Genomic DNA, 25,886 nt, shown 5'->3' with positions numbered 1-25,886 from the left:
CGGTGGGTCTGCCACCCCGTGCCACCGCTGGGGCCACTCTCTCAGACGGGGCCGTCAGAGCAGTGTCCCGCCCTCCGGATCCATGCCGTCCACGCCGCCGATGCCGTCGCCGTCCTCGTCCTCGTCGTCCTCCTCGACCAGGATCGGGGAGCCGTGGTGCGCCCAGACCCGCCACCGGCCGTCCTCGTCCCTGCGGAAGACGTTCGTGGCGACCACCAGACCGCCGATCAGCGGGCCGGCCGAGCCGTCCGCCTCGGCGGGGCCGCCGCTGAGGATGTTCTCGGTGCAGGTCACCACGGCGGTGTCACCCAGCACGGAGACCTCGACGTCGGTCAGGAAGAACTGGATGTACTCGGTGTTCGCCATGATCAGCGCGTACGAGCGCATCACCTCGTCGCGCCCGTTGAGCACCGGCCACCCGGGGTGGACGACGCTGACGTCGTCGTTCAGCCAGTAGTCGGCCAGGGCGTCGATGTCGCCGCGCTCGACCGCCTCGTACAGTGCCGCGTTCGCCGCCTCGACGGCCTCGACGTCCGTGCGGGCCTCTCCGCTCACAGCGCCTCCCGGTGAGCTTCTCCGCCCCCGCGGCAACCGCCCGGCAGCGTGGCGATGTGCGGCCCGGCAGCCGCGCGTGCGACGCTCACAGCGCCTCCCGGTGAGCTTCTCCGCCCCCGCGGCAACCGCCCGGCAGCGTGGCGATGTGCGGCCCGGCAGCCGCGCGTGCGACGCTCACAGCGCCTCCCCCGCCGTCTCCAGCGCCCGGGCCACCCGGACCGCGTCCGCGCTGGCGCGCACCTCGTGCACCCGTACCGCCCAGGCGCCCTCGCGGGCGGCGATCGCCGAGACCGCGGCCGTGGCCGCGTCCCGCTCCCGGGCCGGCGGTACGGTGCCCCCCGCTCCGGCCAGCACCCGGCCGAGGAACCGTTTGCGGGAGGCGGCGACCAGCACCGGCCGTCCCAGTTCCCGGCGGAGCCGGGCGGTGGCGTCCACCAGCGCCAGATCGTGCGGGGCCTGCTTGGCGAAACCCAGTCCGGGATCGACGACGATCCGCTCGGGCGCGATGCCGCCCGCCACCGCCTGCTCCAGACTGGCGCGCAGTTCACCGATCACCTCGGTGACGGTGTCGGTGTAGACGGCCCGGTCGTTCATGTCGACGCTCTGGCCGCGCCAGTGCATCACCACGTAGGGCACCCCGGCCCCGGCCACCACCGGCACCATGCGCGGGTCCGCCCGGCCGCCGCTGACGTCGTTGACCAGCCGGGCGCCGGCCGCCACAGCCCGCTCGGCGACCCCGGCGCGCATGGTGTCCACGCTGACCACCACGCCTTCCTGGACCAGTTCCCGTACGACGGGGATCACCCGGCGCAGTTCCTCGGCCTCGTCCACCCGGGTGGCGCCCGGCCGGGTGGACTCGCCGCCCACGTCGACCAGGTCCGCGCCCTGCGCGACCAGTTCCAGTCCGCGCTTGACCGCGGCCCCGGCGTCGAACCAGCGACCGCCGTCGGAGAAGGAGTCCGGCGTGACGTTCACCACCCCCATGACCGCACAGCGGTCCCAGGACGGCAGTCCGGCCACTTCCCCGCGTGAGGCGCGCAAGGTACTCATGTGGTCCAGCCTAGGCGCTCGCCCCGCGGCGTCCGCGTACCCGTACGGCGGCGGGCCGGTCGGCGGACCGGTCAGCGGGCCATGATCAGGCTCATCGCCTCGGCGCGGGTGGTGGCGTCGCGGAGCTGGCCGCGGACGGCGGAGGTGATGGTCTTGGCGCCGGGCTTGCGGACCCCGCGGACCGTCATGCACATGTGCTCGCACTCGATCACGACGATCACCCCGCGCGCGTCCAGGATCCGCATGAGCGAGTCGGCGACCTGGGTCGTCAGCCGCTCCTGGACCTGGGGGCGGCGGGCGAAGACCTCCACCAGCCGGGCGAGCTTCGACAGCCCGGTGATCTTTCCCGAGGCGGCCGGGATGTAGCCGATGTGGGCCACTCCGTGGAAGGGCAGCAGGTGGTGCTCGCAGGAGGAGAGCAGCTCGATGTCCTTCACCAGCACCAGCTCGTCGTGTCCGAGGTCGAAGGTGGTGGTCAGGACGTCCTCGGGCCGCTGCCGCAGTCCCGCGAATATCTCCCGGTACGCCCGCGCCACCCGGGCCGGGGTCTCCCGCAGTCCCTCGCGGTCGGGGTTCTCGCCGACCGCGAGGAGCAGTTCGCGTATGGCGTTCTCGGCGCGCTTCTCGTCGAACTCGCCGACGGGGCTGTCGCCGTCCAGCGTCACCGGGTCGATCATGCGTTCCTCGTTTCTCGTGCCTGCGCGGCGCAAATGCGACGCGCCCCTCCGGTCGGTGAACCGGAGGGGCGCGGTACGGCATTCCGGGAGCCGTGGTGGCTCCCGTCACTCACGGGCCGGGTCAGCCCTCGGAGCGGGGCTCCTCCTGGGACCGCCGGGCCGGGTCCTCCTTGGAGAGCGCCGTCTCGGTCGGACCGATCTCCTTGCCCTTCTCCGGGACGGACGACGAGCCGTTGGCCAGGGCCAGCTCCTTGGGAGTGGAGACCGGCGGCCGGGTCGAGGGCGTCCGGCGCGCGGAGCCCGTCCAGGCGGGACGGAAGGGGCGCTTGACGACCGGGCGGAAGATCTCGGCGATCTCCTCCTTGCCGAGGGTCTCCTTCTCCAGCAGGGCCAGCACCAGGTTGTCCAGGACGTCCCGGTTCTCGACGAGGATCTCCCACGCCTCGTTGTGCGCGGCCTCGATCAGCTTCTTGACCTCCTCGTCCACCAGCCCGGCGACCTCCTCGGAGTAGTCGCGCTGGTGGCCCATGTCCTTGCCCAGGAAGGGCTCGGAGCTGTCGGAGCCGAACTTGATCGCGCCCAGCCGCTCGGTCATGCCGTACTGCGTGACCATGGCACGGGCGGTGGCGGTGGCCTTCTCGATGTCGTTGGCGGCGCCCGTGGTCGGGTCGTGGAAGACCAGTTCCTCGGCCGCGCGTCCGCCCAGCATGTACGCGAGCTGGTCGAGCATCTCGTTGCGCGTGGTGGAGTACTTGTCCTCGTCGGGCAGGACCATCGTGTAGCCCAGTGCCCGGCCGCGCGACAGGATCGTGATCTTGTGGACGGGGTCGGAGTTCGGCAGGGCCGCCGCGACCAGGGCGTGTCCGCCCTCGTGGTACGCGGTGATCTTCTTCTCCTTGTCGCTCATGATCCGGGTCCGCTTCTGCGGTCCGGCCACGACGCGGTCGATCGCCTCGTCCAGGAACTTGTTGTCGACCAGCTTCTTGTCGCTGCGCGCGGTGAGCAGCGCGGCCTCGTTGAGCACGTTGGCCAGGTCGGCGCCGGTGAAGCCGGGGGTGCGGCGGGCCACCGCGCCCAGGTCGACGTCGGGCTCCATCGGCTTGCCCTTGGCGTGGACCTTGAGGATCTCCAGCCGGCCCTGCATGTCGGGACGGTCCACCGCGATCTGCCGGTCGAAGCGGCCCGGGCGCAGCAGCGCCGGGTCCAGGATGTCCGGCCGGTTGGTGGCGGCGATCAGGATGACCCCGCCCTTGACGTCGAAGCCGTCCATCTCGACCAGCAGCTGGTTCAGCGTCTGCTCGCGCTCGTCGTGGCCGCCGCCCATGCCGGCGCCGCGGTGGCGGCCGACGGCGTCGATCTCGTCGACGAAGACGATCGCCGGGGCGTTCGCCTTGGCCTGCTCGAACAGGTCGCGGACCCGGGAGGCGCCGACACCGACGAACATCTCCACGAAGTCGGAACCGGAGATCGAGTAGAACGGCACCCCGGCCTCGCCCGCGACGGCGCGCGCCAGCAGCGTCTTTCCGGTGCCGGGCGGGCCGTACAGCAGCACGCCCTTGGGGATCTTCGCCCCGACGGCCTGGAACTTGGCGGGCTCCTGGAGGAACTCCTTGATCTCGTGGAGCTCCTCGACCGCCTCGTCGGAGCCGGCGACGTCCGTGAAGGTCGTCTTGGGGGTGTCCTTGGTGATCAGCTTCGCCTTCGACTTCCCGAAGTTCATCACCCGGGAGCCGCCGCCCTGCATCTGGTTCATCAGGAACAGGAAGACGACCACGATCAGCACGAACGGCAGCAGGGAGAGCAGCATCCCGACGAACGCGTTCTGCTTCTGCGGCGAGACGGTGTACCCCTCGGGGATCTGCCCCTCCTGGTACTTGGACTGCAGCTGCTGGGCCAGGTTGAAGCCCTGCTCGTCGATGTAGCTGGCCTGGACCTTGTTGCTGCCCTCGATCTCGGTGTCGCCCTTGAGCTCGACCTTGACGTTCTGCTCGTCGCCGGTGGTCAGCTCGGCGGACTTGATCTGGTTCTTGCTGATCGCCTGTACGACCTCGCCGGTGTCCACCGTCTTGTAGCCGCCGGACGAGCCGACGACGTTCATCAACACGACCACGGCGAGGGCGGCCAGCACGATCCACATGATGGGACCACGGAAGTAGCGCTTCACGTCCATCCACACGGGGCGGCGTGCGCCCCGTCCCTCCTGCCACAGTTGAGGCACCGCGATCCCGGGGGAGGTCGCTGTGCGTACGGTGTATTACTCGGCTTGGCTCGGCCTACGAACAGACTGCCTCAACAGACCGACCTTCGGACGGTACCCCAGCATTGTCGCCCGAAGCACGGCCTTGCGGCGCCTGAGGGGCTGTGAACAATCCCGCCCATTGGTTACAACGCCGAGCCCTCTCCCCGCGTTCCCGGGCGGCCGCGGGGACATTCGGACGCCCGCCGCCGGCCGGGGCCGGGGGCGTCAGCCGCCGTAGACGTGGGGTGCCAGCGTCCCCACGAAGGGCAGGTTGCGGTACTTCTCCGCGTAGTCCAGGCCGTAGCCGACCACGAACTCGTTGGGGATGTCGAAGCCGACCCACTTCACGTCGATCGCCACCTTCGCCGCGTCCGGCTTCCGCAGCAGGGTGCACACGTTCAGCGACGCGGGCCCGCGCGAGCCGAGGTTCGACAGCAGCCAGGACAGCGTCAGGCCGGAGTCGATGATGTCCTCGACGATCAGTACGTGCCTGCCCTGGATGTCGGTGTCCAGGTCCTTGAGGATGCGGACCACGCCGGAGGACTGGGTGCCCGCGCCGTAGGACGACACCGCCATCCAGTCCATGGTGACCGGTGTGGACAGGGCCCGGGCGAGATCGGCCATGACCATCACCGCGCCCTTGAGGACCCCGACCAGGAGAAGGTCCCTGCCCGCGTACTCCGCGTCGATCCGAAGGGCCAGCTCGGCCAGCTTCGCGTCGATCTCTTCCTTGGTGACGAGCACCGACTTCAGATCGGTGCCCATGTCCTTCTCGTCCACCCTGCCGCTCTCGGTCGAGGTTCACACTTGCCGGACGACCAGTGTGCCACCCTGCCGGCGGGCGGCCACCCGGCCGGGCAGGTTGAGCGCCCGCTGGCCGTGCCAGTCCGTGACCAGCCGGTCCATCTCCTCGATGTGGCGGGCGAACAGCGAACCCGCCGGGGACCCCGCCGCGACGGCCCCCCGGCGCAGCACCCGGCGGCGGACGGCGGGCGGCAGGGCGCGGAGCCGGGCGACGTCGAACGCGACCGCCTCACCGGCACCGGGGTCGGTGGCGCCGGCGGCGCCGTCCGCCGCGGGGGCGGCCGTACGGGCCGCGAGCTCGGCCTCGCACGCCCAGACGTCCAGCGCGTCGGCGTCGTCGCGCGAGAGCTGGGCGGTACGGGCCAGGGCCTCCACCACGCCCTTGCCGAGCGCCTTCTCCAGCGCGGGCAGGGCGTCGTGGCGCACCCGGGAGCGGGTGAAGGCCGGATCGGCGTTGTGCGGATCGTCCCAGACGGGCAGCGACTGGACCATGCACGCCTTGCGGGTGGTCTGCCGGTCGAGGGCGAGGAACGGCCGCCGGTAGCGGCGCCGGGCGGCCGGGCGCCCGGCCGGCGAACCGGAGACGGCCGCCATCCCGGCCAGCGAGCGGGTGCCGGACCCGCGGGCGAGTCCGAGCAGGACCGTCTCCGCCTGGTCGTCGCGGGTGTGGCCGAGGAGGACGGCGAGGGCGCCGTGCCGTTCGGCGGCCTCGTCGAGGGCGGTGTAGCGGGCGGTGCGGGCGGCGGCCTCGGGGCCTCCGTCGCGGCCGACGGTCACGGTGAGGGCCTCGGCCGGTTCGAGGTGGAGGGCGGTGAGACGGGAGACGACCTCGCGGGCCCGCTCGTCGGAGCCGGGCTGCAGGGCGTGGTCCACGGTGACGCCGCCGGCCCGCAGGCCGAGGCGGGGGGCCTCGAAGGCGAGGGCGGAGGCGAGCGCCGTCGAGTCGGCTCCCCCGGAGCAGGCGACGAGCACCAGCGGGGGGAGCCCGGCACCGGATGCCTCCCGGCCGGGAACACCGGAGCCGGCACCGGGAACGTCTCCGCCGGTCTCGCGGAGGATCTCGTGGAGCGTGCGGCGAACCGCCAGGCGTATCGCCGCGACCGCGGGGTGGGGACCCATGTCCGTTCACTTCCTCGGGAGGGGGGTGGATGGCCACTGTGACTACACAGTGTGCGTAGATGGTGACAGAGAAGAGTGGTCTTCCTGAGCATCGCACGCGCACCCACGGCTCACGGTCCCTCGGAAGAGTGATTGTGCGGGCGTTCGGTGGTCATCAGTCCGTTTTCCGGTGCACCCTCGCGACCCAGTCCGCCGGTTTGGCGATCTCCCCCTTGGTGGGCAGGGTGTTCGGGGAGGTCCACACCTTGTTGAAGCCGTCCATCCCGACCTCGTCCACGACCGCGCGGACGAACCGCTCGCCGTCGCGGTACTGGCGCAGCTTGGCGTCGAGCCCCAGCAGCTTGCGCAGTGCCTGGTCGAGGCGGCCGGCACCGGCCGCGCGGCGCTTCTGGAACTTCTCCCGGATCTCGGCCACGCTCGGCACCACCTGGGGGCCGACCCCGTCCATCACGTAGTCCGCGTGCCCCTCCAGCAGCGACATCACGGCGGTCAGCCGGCCGAGCACCTCGCGCTGGGCGGGCGTCTGCACCAGCTCGACGAAGCTGCGGCCCTCACCGTCCGCCTCCGCGCCCTCCGTCCCCGCCGTCCACGGCTTCCCGCCCCCGGCCAGCGACTGGACGGCCTCGCGCAGCCGCTCCAGCAGCGTGGAGGGGTCTATGTCGGTCTCCCCGAGGAAGGAGTGGATCTCCGCCTCGATGTGGTCGCGCAGCCAGGGCACGGCCGAGAACTGGGTGCGGTGCGTCTCCTCGTGGAGGCACACCCACAGCCGGAAGTCGTGCGGGTCGACGTCCAGCTCGCGCTCCACGTGCACGACGTTCGGCGCGACCAGCAGCAGCCGCCCGCCGCCCGCGCCCGGGGTGCCCGGCAGGTCGGGGGTGGGCGGGGCGAAGGTCTCGTACTGGCCCAGGACGCGCGAGGCCATGAACGACAGCAGCATCCCGACCTCCACCCCGGTCACCTTGCCGCCGACCACCCCGAGCACCGCGCCGCCCGGTCCGCCCGCGCGCCGCTCCTGCATCTTGCCCAGCAGCGGCGTCAGCAGCTCGCGGAAGCCCGCCACGTTGGCCCGGATCCAGCCGGGCCGGTCCACGACGAGCACGGGGGTGTCACCGGCGCCGTCGGCCGGTGCCAGCCGGGTGAAGCCGCGTACGTGCTCCTCGGACGCCGCCGCGTGCCGCCGCAGCTCGGCCACGGCCTCGCGCGCCTCGTCCCGGCTCACTTCGGGCCCCGGCTTCACGAGCCGGGTCGCGGTCGCCACCGCGAGATTCCAGTCGACCATCTCCACACCACCGAGGCTCGTCATGACTTCACCGTACGTGCCGTCGCCGCCGGACGGGAGGACGACGGGGGACGACTACAGGGGACACCGGGTCCGGACCGGCTCCGCTCACGGGTGCCCGCCGGGACCCGTTCGTAAAGCCCGGCGGCCGGCATCCGGCCGCCGCCGGGGCGGGCCGGCGTGCCGGTGTCAGCGGCAGCCGCAGGCGGTGAGGGCCGCGGCCAGGCGGTCCAGGGCGGTGTGGGCCCCCTGGCGGTCAGTGGTGCCCGAGGCCAGGAAGGCGAAGGCCAGCAGCCTGCCGTCGGCGTCCACCACCGTGCCCGCCAGTGTGTTGACCCCGGTCAGCGTGCCGGTCTTGGCGCGGACCAGGCCCGCGCCGCCGCGGGTGCCGGCACCGTCGTAGCGGCCGCCGAGCGTGCCGTTGAAACCCGCCACGGGCAGCCCGGTCAGCGCCGGCCGCAGCCCGGGCCGGCCGGGTTCGGCGGCCAGCGCGAGCAGCCGGGCCAGCAGCCCGGCGGAGATCCGGTCGTCCCGGTCGAGTCCGCTGCCGTCCGCGAAGCGCGACCCCGCCGGACGCAGCCCCAGCTCCGCGAGCTGCGCCCGCACCGCGCGCCCGGCCCCGGCGAAGCTCGCGGGCTCGCCGCGCTCGACGGCGGTGAGCCGGGCGAGCGCCTCGGCGATGTCGTTGTCGCTGTGCGTCAGCATCCGCTCGGCCAGCTCCGCCAGCGTCGCGGACCGGTGGGCGGCCAGTTCCTCGGCGTTCGCCGGGGCCCGGCCCGCCGCGACGGGCCGGGCGGCATCGCCCCCGAGGACTCCGAGTTCGCGCAGCCGGCCGGCGAAGGCCCGGGCGGCGTCGCCGGCCGGGTCGGCCGAGCGCGGGGCGGGCCCGGCGGTGCTGTCGTCCAGCCGTCCCTCGTCCACCATCAGCGGGACGACCGGCGCGATGTTGTCGTTCACCCCGATCGGGTGGCGGACCGGGCCGGTGTAGAGCGAGGTGTCGTAGGCCAGGGCGATTTCCCGCCCGCCCCGCGCGTCCTGCCCGCTCCTCTCCGCGCCGCGCTCCGCCAGCTCCCGGGCGGTGGCCTCGGCCAGCTTCCGCAGCTGCGCACCGGTCAGCGTCGGGTCCCCGCCACCGACCAGCACGATCCGCCGCTCCGCCGCGTCCCACACCACCCGGGTGGCGATCCGGTGCTCCGGGCCGGCCGCCGAGAGCGCGGCGGCCGCGGTGGCGATCTTGATGGTGGAGGCGGGGGTGACGGCCCGGTCCGCCTCCGAGCCGTACAGCTGCCGCCCGGTCGCCACGTCCACCACCGCGGCCGTACGGACCGTGCCCAGGACGTCCCTCTCCAGCAGCGGGTCCAGGACGGCGGCGAGCCGGGCGGGCGCGGGGGCGGGGGCCGGCGCGGCGGGGTCGTCCGGCCCGGCAGTGTCCGGGCCCCCGCCCCGGCCGGTGCCCAGCGCGGTCAGCACCGCCGCGGCGCCGGGCGCGGCACCGGGGCGGCTGCCGGTGTGCTCCTCGCCACTGTGCCGGTCCCGGTCGGCGGCGCGGACCCGCTCCGCCGTACGCTGGCCGGAGTCCCACGGTCCCGCGACGGTCACCGCCGACAGCGCGACCGCCAGTCCGACGGCGGCGGAACCGATCGCCACCCGCCATGTGTCCCGCACCTCGGACCAGCCCCTTTCGCGCCCACACACCTGCGTGAGGGACACTTAACCACCACACCGCCGGTGCCGGGGGGAGTGCCCCCGCGGCCCCGGCGAGGACTGAAGCACACGGAGGAGTCTCCCTTGGAGTTCGACGTCGTCATCGAGATCCCGAAGGGTTCGCGGAACAAGTACGAGGTGGACCACGAGACCGGTCGCATCCGGCTCGACCGGCACCTGTTCACCTCGACCGTGTACCCGGCCGACTACGGCTTCGTCGACAACACCCTGGGTGAGGACGGAGACCCTCTGGACGCCCTGGTGCTGCTGGAGGAGCCCACCTTCCCCGGCTGCATCATCAAGTGCCGGGCGATCGGCATGTTCCGCATGACGGACGAGGCCGGCGGCGACGACAAGCTGCTGTGCGTGCCCGCGTCCGACCCGCGGGTGGAGCACCTGCGCGACATCCACCACGTGAGCGAGTTCGACCGGCTGGAGATCCAGCACTTCTTCGAGGTCTACAAGGACCTGGAGCCCGGCAAGTCGGTCGAGGGCGCCAACTGGGTCGGCCGCGCCGACGCCGAGGCGGAGGTCGAGGCCTCGATCAAGCGCCTGGAGGCGTCGGGCGGCGGCCACCACTGACGCCCCGCCGCACGTGTGCGGGTCCTCAGAAGCCGCGGGTGCGCTTCGCCGCGCGGCGGCCGGGCAGCGGGGTCTCCCGGCCCGGTGCCTTGATGAACAGCCGGGCCAGCTCGTTGCCCAGGTTGACGCCGATGGCGATGGCCAGGGCCAGGGCGGCGGCCCGGGACAGATTGCCGATGCCGTTGTTCAGATGGCCCTGCGCGATGCCGAGCAGCCCGAAGTAGATGGCGCTACCGGGCAGCAGCGGGCCGATCGACGCGGTGATGTACGGCAGCGCCGAGACGAACTGGTAACGCGACATCAGCTGCCCGAACAGGCCCACCAGACCGGCCGCCGCCGCGGTCGCCGCCACCGGGTCGATGCCGCCGACGTCGGCCATCGCGCCGTACACCAGCCAGGCCACCCCGCCGTTGAGGGTGGCGAGCAGCACGGTCGAACGTTCCTGCTGGAGCAGCACGCAGAACGTCAGCGCCAGCAGCATCGCCGCCGCGAGCTGGAGGGGCGGCCGGCTGTGCAGGTCCAGTCCCCCGGGGTTGAACTCGGCGCCCAGCTCGGCGCCGATGTACAGCACCAGCAGCACCCCGCACACGATGCCGACGACCAGGTAGACCACCTCCAGCAGCCGGGCCGAGGCGGTGATGTAGAAGCCGGTCAGCCCGTCGTGGACGGCCGCGACCAGGGCCCGTCCCGGAATCAGCGGGAACAGACCGCCGGTGACGACCGCGGACGCCCTGATGCTCAGGCCGAGGTCCGACGCGAACAGCGCGACCGCCACCCCGATCGCCGCGGGCGGCATCGCCGCCGCCACGAACTGGTAGAACTCCGGCAGCCCGCGCTTGGCGAGGAACCAGGCGATCCGGTCGCCGAGCATCGCGCCGGCCGCCGCCAGGAAGAAGACCAGCCAGCCGCCGCCGACCAGGGTGGACGCCGCGCCGGCCAGCAGGCCGCTGGCGACGGTGAGGGTGCCCTTGGAGAACGGGTGGCGGTTGCGGCGGATCTCGGCGAGCCGGCGGTACGCCTCCTCCAGCGTCACCCCGTCGCCGGTGATGTCGTCCACCAGCCGGTAGACGGCCGCCAGCCGGGTGTAGTCGGTGCCGCGGCGGCGCACCGTGCGGCTCAGCGAGACGGGGTCGTCCACGAGTGAGGGCTGGTAGGTGACCGTCAGCAGCGTGAAGGTGACGGTGGGCTCGCAGCGGTCCAGGCCGTACGCGTGCGTCACGCCGAACATCGCCGCCTCGACGTCCTCGGCGCCCTCACCGCCCGCGAGCAGCAGTTCACCGATGCGCAGCGTCAGGTCCAGGACGCGCGGCGGGGCCGGTCCGGTCTCGGCGTCCTCCTCGTCGGTGCGCCGGGGCCGCTCGGGCACCGGGCGCTCGCCCAGCGGCAGCCGCACCATGGTGCGCATCCGGTCCTGCCAGGGCGTGCCCGGCCGCGTCAGACCGGGGAGCGCGGGGATGCCCTCGGGCGGGGTGAAGGCGATGCCGGGCTCGTGCTGTGCCGGCCTGCGCAGCCCCTCGGGGACGACGAACTCCGACGTGGGGTGTTCGTCCTCGGTCTGCGGGGACGGCAGCGGGATGCCCTCGGGCGGGGCGAAGGCGCTGTGCGTTCCCGTCTCCTCCGACGGGGACCAGCGCCGGTCGAAACGGTGGTCCTCCGGGCGGCTCGTCTCGGTCGTACCGCTGTTTCTCGGGGTATGCCCGGTCACGCTCTTGTCCGCTCCTCATGCCGTCGGCCGACCGTCGTACGGCCTCGCGGGTTCCCGTCCTGTCGCCGGAGATGCCCGGTTCCAACTGCGAGCATAGGACCGCGCCGCCGCTACGGAAGGCACCGGCGGTGTGATGTGCGCACAGGCGGCGGGCGCGGGGTGACGGGCCGGGACGGCGGCTCGGGACGGCGGTGCGGGAGCGTCAGCCGGGCGGCCGTTCGGCGTACGGGTTCGCCGTCCCCTCGGGCAGCACCTCGACCGACCGCTCGCCCTCACCGGCCATCACGTACGCGCCGTCCCGCAGGCGCCGGATCAGGCCGCGGGTCCACTCCGCGCCGCTGACGGCGGTGTGCACCCACAGCTTCATGATCTCGCCGATGTGGCCCCACTCCTCCGGGGCGGCGGACGGGGTCCAGTGGCGTTCGACCTCCCGGCTCCACTCCTCCAGGGCCCTCACCCGCTGTTCGAGGAGGGCGATCGCCTCGTCGCGCGGCAGGTCCACGAGGAAGCCCACGCCCGCCGTGAGCACGTCGGGTTTCTCGTCGTGCGCCGTCAGCGCCCAGCGCAGCAGCCGGAAGAACTCCGCCTCGCCGGCGTCCGTCAGCTCGTACTCGGTGCGCGGCGGGCCGCCGGCCGTGCTGGGCCCGGTGCCGCGGGTGTGCAGCAGGCCCTGTTTCGCCAGCTGTTTGAGTGCGTGGTAGATGGAGCCCGGTTTGGCGTTGGACCACTCGTGCGCGCCCCAGAACTCCAGGTCGTTGCGGATCTGGTAGCCGTGCGCGCGGCCGTGCTGGCGGACCGCGCCCAGCACCAGCAGCCTGATCGCCGACACCGTCGTCCTCTCCCGTTCCGCCCTGTTCCGCGTACGGCGCCGGAAACGCGCGGCGCCCGTCGCCGCCCAGCGTATCCGGGCGGCGACGGGCACGGCGTACGGGCTCGGGGCGCCCCGGCGGCGGCCGGGTCACCCCATGACGGACCAGTCCGGCTCCGGCATCGCGCCCGTCTCGAAGACCAGGTCGAAGGCGCCCTTGCCGTCGATCGACTCGCGGATGACGTCCGCGTGCCCGGCGTGCCGGGCGGTCTCCTCGATCAGGTGGAGCAGGCCCCAGCGCCAGGAGCGCTCCCCGCCCTCGTCCCAGGGGACCCTCGGGGCGGTGAAGGTGACGTCGAGCGAGGGCAGCGCCCGTACCGCCGCCTCGGTCTCGCGGGCCACCTCCGCGGAGAGGGCCAGCAGGAACTCGATCGTCTCCTCCGGACCGGGGAGGAAACTGTTCTCCCACTCCTTCGACTGCTTCCGGATGTCGAGGGGCTCGCCGCGCATCATCCGCAGCGCGCCGCGCTCGCCCACCGTGACGTGCTTGAGCACCCCGGCCACCGAGAGCTCGCTCGCGCTCGGCCTGCTGCGGGCCTGCTCCTCGGTGAGACCGTGCAGGGCGCGGCGGACGGCGCCCCGCTGGGCCTCCAGGTAGGCCAGCAGGGCGCCGCGCTCGTCACCGGGGGCTTCGGTGGGGACGACAACAGGCATCTCGACTCTCCTCGGGGCTCAGGGACGGGGCCGTTCTCCCCGACGACTCACACGCTATGCACCCTTGCGGACGAGTGCTGTCCTCAAGGGGCACGACGGGGAAGCCGGAAAGAAAAGGGGACCGCGCCGGAGAACCCCGCACCGGCGGGGCGCGGGAACAGGGGAGCAGGGGAGCAGGGGACACGGGAGTACCCCACGGCGTCATGGCACGCGCCGGAGCTGGAGGGTGCCGGGACCGCGCCGTGCGGCGCCCCGGCCGGTACGCGCCCGGGCGCCCGGGAGGGCGTCACCGGAAGCTGCGGCGGGCCGGTGCCCGGCGGCGCGTCAGAGGGTCTGCCGGATCCGGTGGAGGAGGTCCCGGGTCTTCACGGACGGGAGGCTGTCCTCCAGAAGCCGGTCGAGCACCTTCTCGTACTGGGCCACCTCGTCCGGCTTGTCCACGTAGAGGGCGCCGGTGAGGTGCTCCAGGTAGACGATGTCGGAGATCTCCGACTCGGGGAAGCGCAGCAGGGTGAACGCCCCGCTCTCGGCCGGGTGGCCGCCGGTGTCGAACGGCATCGCCCGGAGTGTGACATGGGGCAGCTCGGAGAGCTCCGTCAGATGCCGCAGCTGGGCGTCCATGACCGCGCGGCCGCCGTACGGGCGGCGCAGCGCCGCCTCGTCCAGTACGCAGCGGAACCGCGGCGCCCGCTCGGACAGGAGCAGCTTCTGCCGCTCCAGGCGCAGCGCGACCCGCCGGTCGATCTCCTCCCGCGACAGCCCCTCCTGGTGCCCGCTGGTGACGACGGCGCGCGCGTAGTCCTCCGTCTGGAGCAGTCCGGAGACGAACTGCACCTCGTAGACGCCGATGTGGGAGGCGGCGCCCTCCAGGCCCACGTACGTCTGGAACCAGTTGGGCAGCACATCGCTGTAGCTGTGCCACCAGCCGGCCACGCTGGACTCCCGCGCCAGGTCCAGCAGGGGCTCGCGCTCCGCCTTGTCGGTGACGCCGTACAGCGTGAGCAGGTCCTCGATGTCCCTCGCCTTGAAGCTCACCCGTCCCAACTCCATGCGGCTGATCTTGGATTCGGAAGCCCGGATGGAATATCCGGCGGCCTCACGGGTGACGCCGCGGGCCTCGCGGAGTCGCCGCAGCTGAGAGCCGAGCAGGATGCGACGCACCATCGACCCGCTCGACCGGCCGGCCCCGCCTGCCCCGTTCGCTCCGTTTTTCACCGGAAATACTCCTGTTGTGATCAGCTCTCCACCCCTGGCACAGGAGGAAGTGTGCCACTAATGCGCTCCGTTGCGTGCCCATGCGGTTACACACAATCGAAAGTCGTGCGTGCACGTGCATCTGCCCTTGCATCTGCTGTGGGCATTGGGAACCATGGGGAAAGCGCGAGTGCACACAGAGTCAGGGCACTTGGGCATGTACACGATTCACAGCACCAGCGCAACGAAGCGGAAGAGGAAACGGAAGACCGCTGACGGGGTCCGCCAGGGCCATGACCGCCGCATCGCCAGGAGTGCCTCGCCATGGGGACCGAAGGACCGACCGTGCTCGACCGGTTATGGCATGACTTCCCGCCGTTCGACCCCGACACGCTCTCCGGTTCGGCCTCCTGCGTCCTGCCGCCCCGCCACGAGGCGGTGCGGACCGCCCGGGAGTTCACCCGGAGCACGCTGACGCGCTGGCGGCTGGCCGGGTGCCTCGACAACGTGACCCTCGTCGTCTCGGAACTGGTCACCAACGCCCTGCGCCACGGCCTGTCCGACACCGGGTCCGGGCCGGGGTCCGGGCCCGGCAGGCCGGCGCCGCCGATCAGGCTGCACCTGATGCACTGGTCGGGCCGGCTGGTCTGCGCCGTGCGCGATCCCGGCGGAAAGGCGCCCGTCGCCAGGACGCCCGGGCTCGCGGAACTGGCCGGCCTCCTCGGCCCCGATCCCGCCGACGACACGGCGGACCTGCTCGGGGTGCCCGGCACGCCGGGCACCGAGCACGCCGACCGCGTCGACGCCGAGGCGGAGTCCGGGCGCGGGCTCTTCCTCGTCGAGTCCTTCAGCGACGGCTGGGGCTGGCAGCCGATGGCCGAATCCGTGCCCGGGGCGTCCGGAAAAGTGGTCTGGGCGCTCTTCCGGCTCAACCCCCGGGCGCGCTGAGGCGTCAGTCCTGTACGAGGTGGTCGAACTCGCCGTCCTTGACGCCGAGGAGCATCGCCTCGACCTCGGCGGGGGTGTAGACCAGTGCGGGGCCGTCCGGGAAGCGCGAGTTCCGTACGGCCACGTCGCCACCGGGCAGTCTGGCGAACTCCACGCACGCTCCCTGGGAGTTGCTGTGTCTGCTCTTCTGCCAGACGACCCCGTGGAGGTCCCTGGCTGCCATGCCGTTGTACGCCTGGGGCATCGGACTCTCCCGGACAGTGCGGTCGGGTGCGGTCAGGTAGCTGGAACGGTCAACTTCTTCGGATCATAGCCCCGTTCATATGCGGATGCACGTGAAGATGCACGTGCACGACAGCCTGTCACGGGTTCATGACAACGGGTCGAGAAGTGTTCTCCGCCGGGCGGCGGCCGTACGGAGCGCACCGTACGACCGGAGCAGCACCGCCCGCGGCGGAACCGGACGGCACAGCCGGCCGGACCGGCGGACGAAACGGAACCGGGCCCCGGCACCCCCGCCCCCGGACCCGCTCCCGCCCGCCCGGTCCCCTACGCCGCCGGGTCGTCGGGCCCCCGGTCGAGCAGGTCGCGCAGATCTCCCAGCGTCTCGCGCCAGAACCGCTCGTACGGGCTGAGCCAGTCCTGTACCTCGCTGAGCGGACCGGCCTCCAGCCGGTAGTGCCGCTCCCGTCCCATGCGCCGTTCGCTGACCAGACCGGCCTCCCGCAGCACCTTCAGATGCTCCGAGAGGCTGGGACGCCGCATGTCGAAGTGGTCGGCCAGCCGTTGCACGGGCTGCGGCCCCTCCACGCGGAGCAGGCGCAGCACCTCGCGCCGGGTGGCGTTGGCGAGCGCGGCGAAGAGCCGGTCCTCCCGGAGCCGGTCCTCGGGTACGCCGATGGCAGTCATGTTCCCCCTAGAGCCCTCGGGTGGGCGCGGAGCGGGAGGAGCATTCCGGTGCCGTCGGTCAGCGGCCCCGGACCGCCCGCCTCCGCGTCGGTAACTGTGGTCAATCAGTGGTCACCCGAATGATCCCCCGCCGGCACCGAAAGCGGAACCCTGTCCCGTCGGCTGAACGCCCCCTGGACAAAGGGCCGTACGGTGGCCGGCGGATGCCGGGCGGAGGCGCCGCGGGACGCCCCGCGGCGCCTCCGCCGCTCCGCCCGTCCTTGACCTCAAGCCGACTTCACCTCCTACCGTCGTCGTCAGCGCCGGGAGGCCGGCGCGGAGGACCGGAGGACCCGCCATGAGTATGGAATCCGCCGCGTGGAACGCGCTCTACCAGGCGCGCCACGCACCCCAGGACCAGCGCCCCTTCGACCGGGCGACGCTGCGCCGCATCGCGGGCTTCGCCCGTCCGCACCGGCGGCGGCTGACCCTGTTCCTGCTGCTCAGCACGGTCACCGCGCTGCTGGCCGTGGCCACCCCGGTGCTCGCCGGCCGGGTGGTGAACGTGATCGCCGAACAACCGCCGGCCGAGGGGGCGGCCGACACCGTCGTCCTGCTGGCCGTACTGATCGCGGCCATCGCGGTGGCCGAGGCCGCCGTCGGACTGTTCGCCCGGTGGCTGTCGGCACGGATCGGCGAGGGCCTGATCCTGGACCTGCGCACGGCCGTCTTCGACCACGTCCAGCGGATGCCGGTCGCCTTCTTCACCCGCACCCGCACCGGCGCGCTGGTCAGCCGGCTGAACAACGACGTCATCGGCGCCCAGCGGGCCTTCAGCAACACCCTCTCCTCGGTGGTGGGCAACATCGTCACCCTGCTGCTGACGGTGGCGGTCATGGTGCGGCTGTCCTGGCAGATCACCCTGCTCGCCCTGGTGCTGCTGCCGGTGTTCGTGCTGCCCGCGCGGCGGATGGGCACCCGGCTGGCCCGGCTCTCCCGGGAGGCCGCGAACCACAACGCGGCGATGGGCACCCAGATGACCGAGCGGTTCTCCGCGCCCGGCGCCACCCTCGTCAAGCTGTTCGGGCGCCCGGCGGACGAGTCGGAGGAGTTCGCGGTACGGGCCCGCCGGGTGCGCGACATCGGGGTGCGCACCGCGATGGTCCAGTACGTCTTCCTCACCTCCCTGACCCTCGTCTCCGCCCTGGCCCTGGCCCTCGTCTACGGACTGGGCGGCCGGTTCGCCCTGAGCGGCGCCCTGGAACCCGGCGCGGTGGTGGCCCTCGCCCTGCTGCTGACCCGGCTCTACGCCCCGCTGACCGCCCTGGCCGGGGCCCGGGTGGAGGTGATGAGCGCGCTCGTCAGCTTCCAGCGCGTCTTCGAGGTGCTGGACCTCAGGCCCCTGATCGAGGAGCGCCCGGACGCCCGCGGGGTGCCCGACGGCCCGCTGGCGGTGGAGTTCGACAAGGTGGACTTCGCCTACCCGTCCGCCGAGAAGGTCTCCCTGGCCTCCCTGGAGGAGGTCGCCGTGCTCGACACCCGCGGCGGCGAACAGGTGCTCCACCAGGTGTCCTTCCGCGCCGAGCCGGGGCAGATGGTCGCCCTGGTGGGCTCCTCGGGCGCGGGCAAGTCCACCATCGCCCAGCTCGTGCCGCGGCTGTACGACACCGACGGCGGCGCGGTGCGGATCGGCGGCGTGGACGTGCGCGAGCTGTCCTCCGCCTCCCTGCGGTCCGCCCTCGGCATGGCCACCCAGGACGGCCACCTCTTCCACGAGACCATCCGCGCCAACCTCCTCTTCGCCCGGCCGGACGCGGGCGAGGAGGAACTGTGGGAGGTGCTGCGCCGCGCCCGGCTGGAGGAACTGGTCGCCTCCCTGCCCGACGGACTGGACACCGTCGTCGGCGAACGCGGCTACCGGCTCTCCGGCGGCGAGCGCCAGCGGCTGACCATCGCCCGGCTGCTGCTGGCCCGGCCGCGGGTGGTGATCCTGGACGAGGCCACCGCACACCTGGACTCCACCTCCGAGGTAGCCGTCCAGGAGGCGCTGGCCGAGGCGCTGCACGGCCGCACCTCGGTGGTGATCGCCCACCGGCTGTCCACCGTGCGGGCCGCCGACCAGATCCTGGTGGTGGAGGGCGGCCGGATCGTCGAACGCGGCACCCACGAGGAGCTGCTGGCGGCCGACGGCCGCTACGGCGAGCTGTACCGCACCCAGTTCGCCCCGGGCACCACCGCCGCGCCGGTCTCCGCCCCCGCCTCCTGAACCCGCCTCCCCGGCGTGTCCCCGCCGCCGTTCCGGCCGTTCCGGTCCCGGTCCCGGACGGTGGCGGGGACACGCCGGAAACACCGGCCCTCAGACCAGGGACTCCAGGAGCGCCAGGGACTCGGCCGGCGTGCGGGCCCGGGCGCGCAGCGCCCTCCCGCGTTCCTCCGGCCCGGCGCTCAACAACGCGGTGTTCAGGTGCTCGACCACCGGCGGCAGCAGGCGGGCCACCTCCGGCAGATTCGCCGCCTGCCGCGCCAGGTTGGCCTTCCGCAGCGTCTTCCGCACTCCGGTCATATCCACCGGCCCGCTCAGCGGGGCCAGTCCCGGATGTCCGGACAGGATCGGACTCGCACGGCGCATCGCCGTACGCAGAGCCGGGTTGCAGGAGTGGGCCAGACCCCCACCCTCCCGCCGGAGACGGTAGGGCTGTCCCAGCAGCCACACCACATCGACGTCACACCGCTCGGCGATCGCGGTGATGACGCTGTACCGGTCCAACGAGACCCGCCCGGACTCCACGTTCGCCAGCCACACCTCCGACCGTGACAGGAAGTCGGCGAGTTCCCGCTGAGTCAGTCCAGCCGCAGTGCGGGCGATCCGTACACGAGTTCCGATGTGCTCGTCATCGACACGGGGCATACCGGCCTCCGCTGTGCGGGTTGTGTTCCCGACGCCCAGAACGGTACTGCCAGGAAGAACCCGTACACCCCCGAATGCGCGAGATGCGCCCCTCGGCAGATCAATCCCGCCGCATGGAAGATCCACAGGACCTTGACGGGTGACTCACCGTCCAGTCGCCGCCAGGAACCGGCACATTCCAAACAGGGGAAACTGAGCACAGGTCCGAAGAGGTCCGTCCCACATCGGCGAATGCCTCACCAGACGGGGTGTGGTGAGGCGCGGGGCGGGCGCGGCACCGGGAACCGGGCAGCAGGAGACCGGAAGGGGTCACCCAGCCGCTTCCTCAACGGTGTTCAGTGCTGCCGACCACGGAAGCTGACGCTCTGCTGGTCCTTCGCGAGGCTCGTGCAGCGGCCAGACGTCCGGACCGTAGACCAGGTGGACGCCTCCCTCGCGCAGGGCATCGATGTGACGCCGCCATGCGGGGTGACGGGCGTGGGCCGCGTTCACACGCGGGAAGACGACGACGGGCAGGCCGAGGGTGCCGATGGCCTCCCCCACCTGCGTCAATGCCTGGTTGTCCATCACGCCGGTCGCGAGTTTCGCGACCGTATTGGCCGACGCGGGAGCCACGACGTAGCAGTCGACCAGCGGATGCGGCCGGGGCTCCCCGCTGAGACGCGGCTGATCGCGGACGGGCAATCCGGTCAGCCTCTCCAGACGCCTGGCCTCACCGTTCGCCCGTAGCCACTGCCCCGCCGTCGGTGTCAGAGTCACCGCGACCCGCCAGCCTCGCTCGATCGCGGGCTCGACGAGACCGGTCCGCAGGGTCTCGACTCCCGCCGCCGCAGTGCCGACGACTCCCAGGACCCCGCGCTTTTCTTTCCCCACCGCGCCACCCTGCACCATTGAGCCATCACGAACGCCTCGGACGAGCGGGAACCGGCAGTCGTCGAGAACTGGCTGATCAAGTCCCGCAGCGTCTCGCGCACCCTGGGCTTGCTGCCCGCAAACTACGGCGAGGTGTGTTCTGCCGCACGTAGCTCCGCGAATGTATCGCCCTCTCGCCCAGCAAGCGACAGAGCACGGGCGAGGTCGACTCGATACGAGGCGCCGCGTTCTGGGCGCAATCCGTTTCTGCGGGGACGTTGCGTCCTGCTTTTACGCCGCTGTCCGTCGACTCCCGGAAGCTGGGCGAGTTTCCGCACACCGGCGGGACGGGCGGTACTCGCTCGCAGGTCGTTCACGATCGTCACTGCCAGAGTGTGGTGGCGCATCCATGCCGGAGCAACCCTGCGGAGGGACTCCAGCGCTTTGACCGCGGCATCGGCGTCACCCATGTCCGCATGAGCACGGGCGACGTCCGGCAACAGCCAGGTGCGCCACGACGGAGGCGTGTCCTTGCCCGGCCGCATCCCACGGGCCAGTTCCAACGCCCCCTCCGGGCGGGCGTGTTGTACCGCCAGGCGTACCCGTTCGATACGGACGGAGGTGCGGCTGAAGATCGACACCATCCTCCCGTCGGGAGGCGGCGGCATACGGGCGAGTCGGCTCGCCGCCTGTTCCGCTGCCACCATCATGCTGTTGGCCCGGTCGTAGTCGCCTCCCCGGGCGTAACTGGTCGCCGCCGGCATCAGGAGGCCACCCCGGACCCGCAGTCCTTCGGGGGTGCGCTTGTGGTCGTGTTCGACCACACCGGCGGCATGGACGGCGAGGTGCGTGGCGTCCTCCAGGCGGTTCTGCCGCTGGTACGCCCAGGCGGCGCTGTTCGAGATCATCGAGGCCAGCAGCGGGTCCGAGGACGCCTCGGCCGCCGTCATCGCCCGTTCGAGGCTCGCCAGGGCCAGATCCGTCTTGCCGAGGCGGATGGCAAGGTGACCACCGAGCTGCAACGTCTTGCCCAGCGCGGCCTGCCCCGCAGCCCGCTGGTCTCCACTGCCCACGGCAGCCGCCAGCCGGGCGTCCGCGATGATGCCCGGCAGGGTCTCCATCACCCTGCCGAAGTCGGCGCTGTGACAGAGCGTCCACGCGTCCGCGATCTCCGCCCGCAGCAGTGACAGCGACAAGGGTTCCGCGCTGCGCGGCTCCGGAGGGAGGGCGGACAGCGGCGGCATGATCGCGCGTCGCACGGCCACGAGTTGCGGAGGTTCGGCCCCGCCGGCGGAAGGAACACCGGGTGGATCCCCCCAGCAAAGCCGTGACCTCCGCCCCGAGCCCTCCGGCCAGGGCATGAAGCGTGGGCGGCCGTGCCGAGTGCTTGCGGCTTCTGCTCCAGCTTGCGCACCACGTCCACGGAGATGCCGGAAGCCTCCGCGAGACCTTCCTGCGTCAGTCCTGCGAGCCGCCGAAGCCGCGCGATGCGGTCGCCCAAGTGCTCATCAGCCACGGAACAAAGTTAACGCGCTGCCGGCCTCAGCACTCCGCACCGTAAAACACCCCGGCCGGGACGGGCCCTCGCCGAGCCGCTGAGCTGCTGGGTCACCTTGAGGTTCCCCTGTCACTGAAAAGTGCGTTCTTCCATGTCAGCGGCCACTCTCCTACGGTTTCCGAGTAACCACGAGAGACCGGGGGTGTCCCGGTCCGGCGGAAGCGGGCCCATGGGCCCGCACGACGAGGAGGCGCACAGCATGGCCATCACCCTGATGAACCCCGAGGGACTGCCGAAGGTCGACGTCTACCGGCAGGTGGCGGTCGCGACCGGGTCGAGGATGGTCTTCGTCGCCGGGCAGGTCTCCTGGGACGCCGACGGGGCCACGGTCGGCGAGGGCGACCTCGCCGCGCAGGTCGAGCGGTGCTACCTCAACGTCGCCGCCGCCCTGGCCGAGGCCGGCGGCTCCTTCGCCGACGTCGCGAAGCTGAACGTCCACGTCGTCGACTGGACCCCCGACAAGATGCCCCTGCTCCTGGAAGGGATCGACCGGGCGGCCGCGAAGCTGGGTGTCACCCCGGCCGCACCGGCCACCCTGCTGGGCGTCGCGGCACTGGACGTGCCCGAGCACCTGGTCGAGGTCGAGGCCGTCGCCGTCCTCGACTGAGCGCACGACGGCCCACAGGCCACCGGCAGAACCGGCACGCACGGCCTCATGCACCACGCCGCCACGGAGTCCCCGAAGTCGGTGAGGAGTTTGGCGACGGGGAGCGGCCGCCACGGTCACGTCCCGTCCTCCTCCTGTTCCTCGCGGACCGCGCGCAGTGCGGCGAGGATGCTCTCCGGTGTCACGGTGCTCCCGCCCAGAGCCTCGAGGCGTTCGGAGACCTCCACCACGTCCGCGCTTCCCCCGGAGTCGGGGGGCGCTGCCTCCGCGAGATGGGCGAGAGCAGCCATGGGAGCTATGACGGCCCATGGCTTCCCATAGCGGGTGAGGATCGCCGGGCGCCCGGTGCAGTGGGCGAGGTTCGCGAGTCCGGGCAGGTCGACACACGCCTCGGCCAGCGGGACGAGGGGGATGTGGCCGGCCTCCCAGGGCGACGCGGTCATGTACACACTGCACAAAGCCGAGAAACGCATGCATCCCTGCCGCCGTCTTCGCCCTGCTGTCGGCCTTGCTCGCCTCCCGTGACAGGCAGGGACCGGCATCCGGCGACGCCTGCGTCATCGCGGTGACGCGACGGTGCAGGCCGCCGAGGCGTGGGCCGGGCACCGGGGTGTGGCGGTCGCCCGAGCCCCGGCGGGACCGGTCCCGGCGGGCGGTGCACCGCCCGCGCCCGTCCGCCCAACTCCTGACCAGGCGTCCGCTGATGTTCCGTCATGCTGACCCCGCATCATCCAGGCCGTGCCGTGCGGCACTCGGCCGGTCCGGCGTCCGGCGTCCGGGCCGGGCCGACGCCCATCCGGATCAGTCCAGCGCGCGCGGGTGGCGCACCGCCCCCACGATGAGGGCAGGACCGCCGGCGCGGCGGCCCTGTCCGATCACCACGGGACCACCACGGGAGATGCCGCTGTGACCGTCAGTCTTGAGCAACTGCGCCGCTGTTCCGTGGCCGTCGACCTCGGCGCGGCCCGGACCCGGGTCTACCTCAAACGGTTCGGTGTCATCGTGGACGCGCCGTCCGCGGTCGCCGTGAACACCCGCTCCGGCGCGCTGATCGCGGTCGGCGCCCCCGCCGAGCGGATGGTGGGCCGCACCCCCGAGCACATCCGGGTCGTCCGGCCGGTGGCGGGCGGGACCGTGGTCGACATCGACATGGCCCGGCGGATGCTGCGCGCCCTGCTCGGCGACCGGCTCCGCCGGGCCTGGCGGCGCCGGCCGACGCTGCGTGCCGCCGTCTGCGTGCCGCACGGCGCCGAGCCGCTCGCCCGGCGGGCCGCCGTGGAGACGCTCACCGGGCTGGGCGCGCGGCGGGTGGAGCTGGTGGACGGTCTCATCGCGGCGGCCGTCGGGTCCGGGCTGCCCGTGACGGAGCCGGAGGCCACGATGATCGTGCTGTGCGGCGCCTCCACCTCCCATACCGCGGTGCTCTCGCTGGGCTCGATCGTCGCCGCCGAGACGGTGCCGGTGGGCGGCGAGGTCATCGACCGGGCCGTCGTCCAGCATCTGCGCAGCCACCACGAGCTGCTGCTGCCCGGCCAGGCGGTCCACCCGCTGCACCTGGCCATGTCCGTCGCGCCCGCCGGGCGGTCCGAGGCCGAGGTCTACGGCCGGGACGTGACCACCGGCCGGTTCCGCACGGTGAGCGTCGACACCGACGATGTGCGCGCCGCCCTCCGTCCCCCGCTGACCTCGCTGGTGGACGCCATCCGCGGGGTGCTGCGCCAGTGCCAGCCCGATCTGGTGGCCGATCTGGCGGACCGCGGGATCACGCTGGTGGGCGGCAGCGCGGCGCTGCCGGGGCTGGACACGATGCTGCGGCAGGCCACCGGGATGCCGGTCCGGGTCGCCGAGCAGCCGGCCGTCTGCGCGGTGGAGGGGCTGGGCGCGATGCTGGAGGGACGCGTACGGCCGCTCCACCGGGACCCACTGGGCCGCTGACCGGCCGTCTGCCGGCCGGCCGTCAGGTGCGGGGCACGGCGGGCGGCCGGTCAGCGCCGGCCTCGTCCGGCCGCCCGGCGCGCGCCGCCTGTACGGCGTGCACCGCCACCGCGAAGGCCACCAGCGCCGGAACCAGTCCGGCGCCCGCGCCGAACAGCGCGGTGGGCAGGTAGCCGTCCCAGGCTATCCCCGGTTCCGCCGCCGCCCGGCGGGCACAGCGGTGCGCCGCGCCCGCCACCGCCGCCCCGGCCAGCAGCGTCACCGCCCACCGCCGGACGGGTGCGGCCAGGACGGGCAGCCCGGCGGGCGCCGGGGCGTCGGGCAGGTGCCGTGCCGTCAACCGCCAGGCCCGGCGCAGGAAGACGGCGAGCGCCACCAGGGCGACGGCCGAGCTGCCGTACTGGAGCTGGTGGTAGAGCGGTACGCCCAGCACCTCCTCGGCCAGGAACGGCACCCGCCGCACCCCCCACCGGTCCAGGTGTGTGAAGGAGTCCCAGACCGCGTGGGTGGCCGCGCCCAGCGCCGCCGAGAGCCAGAACCGCGCCGCGAGGGCGGCGGGCGGCCGGCCGCGCCAGGTGCCGCCGCGCAGCAGCGCGTACGCACTGCCCTGCCGCCGCCGGGGCAGCAGGGCCGACAGCGGCGCCCGCAGCAGCAGCCACATCCCCACCAGCGCGGCGGCGAGCAGCACGTCCACGGTGAGCACCCCGGCCGGGGAGTGGGTGTACACGCCCAGCTCCATGGCGGCGGGTGCCGCGCTGGCGGCGTAGTACGTCAGGTCCGGCGCGAGCGTGCCCGCGACCAGCGCGGACGGCAGCAGCGGGCCCCGGCCGGTCCCGTCCGGACGGATCCCCGGCAGCGCGGCGGCCGCGTGGCTGAGCGTGAACGGCATTCCCTCTCCCCCTGTTCCCCGCGGTCCCCCCGGAGCCCGGTTCTGCCGGGGCGGACTCCCGTGACCCTAACCGTCCGGACCCGCCCGCCCCGGAGGGGACGGAACGGGTCCGGGCGGGTCAGCCGTGCGGGACGGGCCGGAAGCGGCGTACGGAGCGGCGCCACCGGGGCTCCGCGGGCGTCCGCCGGCACGGTTCCACGGGGCCGAAGCCCGGGTCGGTGCTGATGTCGGGGCCGGCGCCGAGCCCTCCGGCGGCCCCCAGGGAGGCGGCCGGGGCGCGGAAGTCCGGGGCGGGCGCGTCCCCGGGGAGACTGCCTGCCGGACCGCCGCCCGCCGCCCCGTACGCCGTGAGCACCGCGCGCTCCTCCTCCGCCACTGGTTCCCCGCCACCGCCGGTGAGCCGCTCGTACAGCCGCTGCGCGTCGAAGGGCAGGTCCCGCCGCCAGCCGCAGGCCACCACCGGCCACAGCAGCACCATGGCGCCGCTCAGCGACGAGGTCACCCCCACCTCCACCCGGCAGCCGCCCTCCCGGGGCCACAACCGGAAGTCGTAGCGCGGCATCTGGGTGCCCAGCGGAGTCCACATGCGCTGTCCGACGAACCCCACCCGCGCGGGGGGTTCGTACACCGCCCGGGTCAGCAGGCACTCGTGGCGGCGGCCCGGGAACCGGTACCGGTACGCCTCGCCCGCGCCGCTCGCACCGGCCGTGCCGTCCCGCGCGCCGTCGCGCGTCCCGTCCGGCCGCACCTCCATCACACCCGAGTGCCAGTCGGCCAGGTTGCAGCCGTCGGCCAGGTACCCGAACACCTCCTCGACCGGCAGCGGTATCGACACGTACACCCGCACCTGCGGCATCCGGCCACCTCCTGG

General features: G+C 73.0%; 24 protein-coding genes and 1 pseudogene. 5 read left to right on the top strand and 20 right to left on the bottom strand.

Features of this window, described 5'->3' with window-relative positions:
* Positions 1-54: 54 nt before the first annotated feature.
* The 8 genes from V1L54_RS24780 to dacB form a co-directional block, all read right to left on the bottom strand.
* Positions 55-555 (bottom strand): nuclear transport factor 2 family protein, encoded by a 501-nt coding sequence (locus V1L54_RS24780; protein ID WP_330120336.1) that lies wholly within the window; start codon positions 553-555, stop codon positions 55-57.
* Between the two features lie 174 nt (positions 556-729).
* The gene (folP, locus tag V1L54_RS24775) at positions 730-1,605 is read right to left on the bottom strand and encodes a dihydropteroate synthase (protein WP_330120335.1); all 876 of its coding nucleotides are present in this window, start codon (positions 1,603-1,605) and stop codon (positions 730-732) included.
* A gap of 71 nt (positions 1,606-1,676) precedes the next feature.
* The gene (gene folE, locus V1L54_RS24770; protein ID WP_330120334.1) at positions 1,677-2,282 is read right to left on the bottom strand and encodes a GTP cyclohydrolase I FolE; all 606 of its coding nucleotides are present in this window, start codon (positions 2,280-2,282) and stop codon (positions 1,677-1,679) included.
* A gap of 121 nt (positions 2,283-2,403) precedes the next feature.
* Positions 2,404-4,452, bottom strand: coding sequence for an ATP-dependent zinc metalloprotease FtsH (gene ftsH / locus V1L54_RS24765; RefSeq protein WP_330120333.1), 2,049 nt, complete (start codon positions 4,450-4,452; stop codon positions 2,404-2,406).
* A 294-nt stretch (positions 4,453-4,746) separates the two neighbouring features.
* Positions 4,747-5,286, bottom strand: coding sequence for a hypoxanthine phosphoribosyltransferase (gene hpt / locus V1L54_RS24760; RefSeq protein WP_330120380.1), 540 nt, complete (start codon positions 5,284-5,286; stop codon positions 4,747-4,749).
* A gap of 36 nt (positions 5,287-5,322) precedes the next feature.
* Positions 5,323-6,444 carry a tRNA lysidine(34) synthetase TilS gene (tilS, locus tag V1L54_RS24755; RefSeq protein WP_330120332.1) on the bottom strand — a complete coding sequence of 374 codons (1,122 nt, stop codon included), beginning with the start codon at positions 6,442-6,444 and terminating at the stop codon, positions 5,323-5,325.
* A 154-nt stretch (positions 6,445-6,598) separates the two neighbouring features.
* Entirely contained in the window at positions 6,599-7,747 is a 1,149-nt protein-coding gene (locus V1L54_RS24750) for an Rv3626c family coenzyme F420 biosynthesis-associated protein (RefSeq protein WP_330120331.1), read from the bottom strand.
* Between the two features lie 165 nt (positions 7,748-7,912).
* Positions 7,913-9,388, bottom strand: coding sequence for a D-alanyl-D-alanine carboxypeptidase/D-alanyl-D-alanine endopeptidase (dacB, locus tag V1L54_RS24745; protein WP_330120330.1), 1,476 nt, complete (start codon positions 9,386-9,388; stop codon positions 7,913-7,915).
* 123 nt (positions 9,389-9,511) lie between these two features.
* Here dacB and V1L54_RS24740 point away from each other — a divergent pair, with 123 nt between their 5' ends.
* Positions 9,512-10,009, top strand: a complete 498-nt coding sequence (locus V1L54_RS24740) for an inorganic diphosphatase (protein WP_330120329.1) — start codon at positions 9,512-9,514, stop codon at positions 10,007-10,009.
* A gap of 25 nt (positions 10,010-10,034) precedes the next feature.
* Here V1L54_RS24740 and V1L54_RS24735 read toward each other — a convergent pair whose 3' ends face one another.
* The 4 genes from V1L54_RS24735 to V1L54_RS24720 form a co-directional block, all read right to left on the bottom strand.
* Positions 10,035-11,714 (bottom strand): threonine/serine exporter family protein, encoded by a 1,680-nt coding sequence (locus tag V1L54_RS24735; protein WP_330120328.1) that lies wholly within the window; start codon positions 11,712-11,714, stop codon positions 10,035-10,037.
* Between the two features lie 202 nt (positions 11,715-11,916).
* On the bottom strand, positions 11,917-12,543 hold the full coding sequence (locus V1L54_RS24730; protein ID WP_330120327.1) for a PadR family transcriptional regulator: 627 nt from the start codon (positions 12,541-12,543) through the stop codon (positions 11,917-11,919).
* Between the two features lie 129 nt (positions 12,544-12,672).
* Positions 12,673-13,236 (bottom strand): DinB family protein, encoded by a 564-nt coding sequence (locus tag V1L54_RS24725; RefSeq protein WP_330120326.1) that lies wholly within the window; start codon positions 13,234-13,236, stop codon positions 12,673-12,675.
* A 324-nt stretch (positions 13,237-13,560) separates the two neighbouring features.
* Positions 13,561-14,400, bottom strand: a complete 840-nt coding sequence (locus V1L54_RS24720; RefSeq protein ID WP_330120325.1) for a Sco1979 family transcriptional regulator — start codon at positions 14,398-14,400, stop codon at positions 13,561-13,563.
* Positions 14,401-14,754: 354 nt separating this feature from the next.
* On the opposite strand from V1L54_RS24720, the gene V1L54_RS24715 reads away from it, so the two are divergent.
* A complete protein-coding gene (locus V1L54_RS24715) occupies positions 14,755-15,378 on the top strand; it encodes an ATP-binding protein (protein WP_330120324.1) in 624 nt (207 codons plus the stop codon).
* Between the two features lie 4 nt (positions 15,379-15,382).
* Here V1L54_RS24715 and V1L54_RS24710 read toward each other — a convergent pair whose 3' ends face one another.
* Both V1L54_RS24710 and V1L54_RS24705 read right to left on the bottom strand, forming a co-directional pair.
* The gene (locus tag V1L54_RS24710; protein WP_100202822.1) at positions 15,383-15,622 is read right to left on the bottom strand and encodes a DUF397 domain-containing protein; all 240 of its coding nucleotides are present in this window, start codon (positions 15,620-15,622) and stop codon (positions 15,383-15,385) included.
* A gap of 305 nt (positions 15,623-15,927) precedes the next feature.
* Positions 15,928-16,287 carry an ArsR/SmtB family transcription factor gene (locus tag V1L54_RS24705; protein ID WP_330120323.1) on the bottom strand — a complete coding sequence of 120 codons (360 nt, stop codon included), beginning with the start codon at positions 16,285-16,287 and terminating at the stop codon, positions 15,928-15,930.
* A 337-nt stretch (positions 16,288-16,624) separates the two neighbouring features.
* Here V1L54_RS24705 and V1L54_RS24700 point away from each other — a divergent pair, with 337 nt between their 5' ends.
* Complete coding sequence (locus V1L54_RS24700) at positions 16,625-18,532, top strand: ABC transporter ATP-binding protein (RefSeq protein WP_330120322.1); 1,908 nt, start codon at positions 16,625-16,627, stop codon at positions 18,530-18,532.
* Positions 18,533-18,622: 90 nt separating this feature from the next.
* Here V1L54_RS24700 and V1L54_RS24695 read toward each other — a convergent pair whose 3' ends face one another.
* From V1L54_RS24695 to V1L54_RS24685, 3 genes and pseudogenes are all read right to left on the bottom strand, one after another.
* Positions 18,623-19,174 (bottom strand): helix-turn-helix domain-containing protein, encoded by a 552-nt coding sequence (locus tag V1L54_RS24695; RefSeq protein WP_330120321.1) that lies wholly within the window; start codon positions 19,172-19,174, stop codon positions 18,623-18,625.
* 309 nt (positions 19,175-19,483) lie between these two features.
* On the bottom strand, positions 19,484-20,065 hold the full coding sequence (locus tag V1L54_RS24690; RefSeq protein WP_330120320.1) for a flavoprotein: 582 nt from the start codon (positions 20,063-20,065) through the stop codon (positions 19,484-19,486).
* Between the two features lie 272 nt (positions 20,066-20,337).
* Positions 20,338-21,542 (bottom strand): annotated as a pseudogene (locus V1L54_RS24685) (helix-turn-helix domain-containing protein); the annotation flags it as partial.
* Between the two features lie 241 nt (positions 21,543-21,783).
* Here V1L54_RS24685 and V1L54_RS24680 point away from each other — a divergent pair.
* Positions 21,784-22,191, top strand: a complete 408-nt coding sequence (locus V1L54_RS24680; protein ID WP_330120379.1) for a RidA family protein — start codon at positions 21,784-21,786, stop codon at positions 22,189-22,191.
* Between the two features lie 116 nt (positions 22,192-22,307).
* On the opposite strand, the gene V1L54_RS24675 is transcribed toward V1L54_RS24680, so the two are convergent.
* Positions 22,308-22,634, bottom strand: a complete 327-nt coding sequence (locus V1L54_RS24675) for a hypothetical protein (RefSeq protein WP_330120319.1) — start codon at positions 22,632-22,634, stop codon at positions 22,308-22,310.
* A gap of 463 nt (positions 22,635-23,097) precedes the next feature.
* Between V1L54_RS24675 and V1L54_RS24670 the strand changes: the two genes are divergently transcribed.
* Positions 23,098-24,126: a rod shape-determining protein gene (locus V1L54_RS24670; protein ID WP_330120318.1), complete on the top strand. Its 1,029-nt coding sequence runs from the start codon at positions 23,098-23,100 to the stop codon at positions 24,124-24,126.
* Positions 24,127-24,148: 22 nt separating this feature from the next.
* Here V1L54_RS24670 and V1L54_RS24665 read toward each other — a convergent pair whose 3' ends face one another.
* Together V1L54_RS24665 and V1L54_RS24660 are read right to left on the bottom strand one after the other, a co-directional pair.
* Positions 24,149-25,015, bottom strand: coding sequence for a DUF4184 family protein (locus tag V1L54_RS24665; protein WP_330120317.1), 867 nt, complete (start codon positions 25,013-25,015; stop codon positions 24,149-24,151).
* A gap of 118 nt (positions 25,016-25,133) precedes the next feature.
* Complete coding sequence (locus tag V1L54_RS24660; protein WP_330120316.1) at positions 25,134-25,871, bottom strand: SRPBCC family protein; 738 nt, start codon at positions 25,869-25,871, stop codon at positions 25,134-25,136.
* Positions 25,872-25,886: the final 15 nt, after the last annotated feature.

Origin of the sequence: Streptomyces rubellus (genome assembly GCF_036323805.1) — a bacterium.
Lineage (GTDB): Bacteria > Actinomycetota > Actinomycetes > Streptomycetales > Streptomycetaceae > Streptomyces.
Note: the sequence above shows the minus strand (reverse complement) of the source record. Positions and strands in the feature narration are given on the sequence as shown.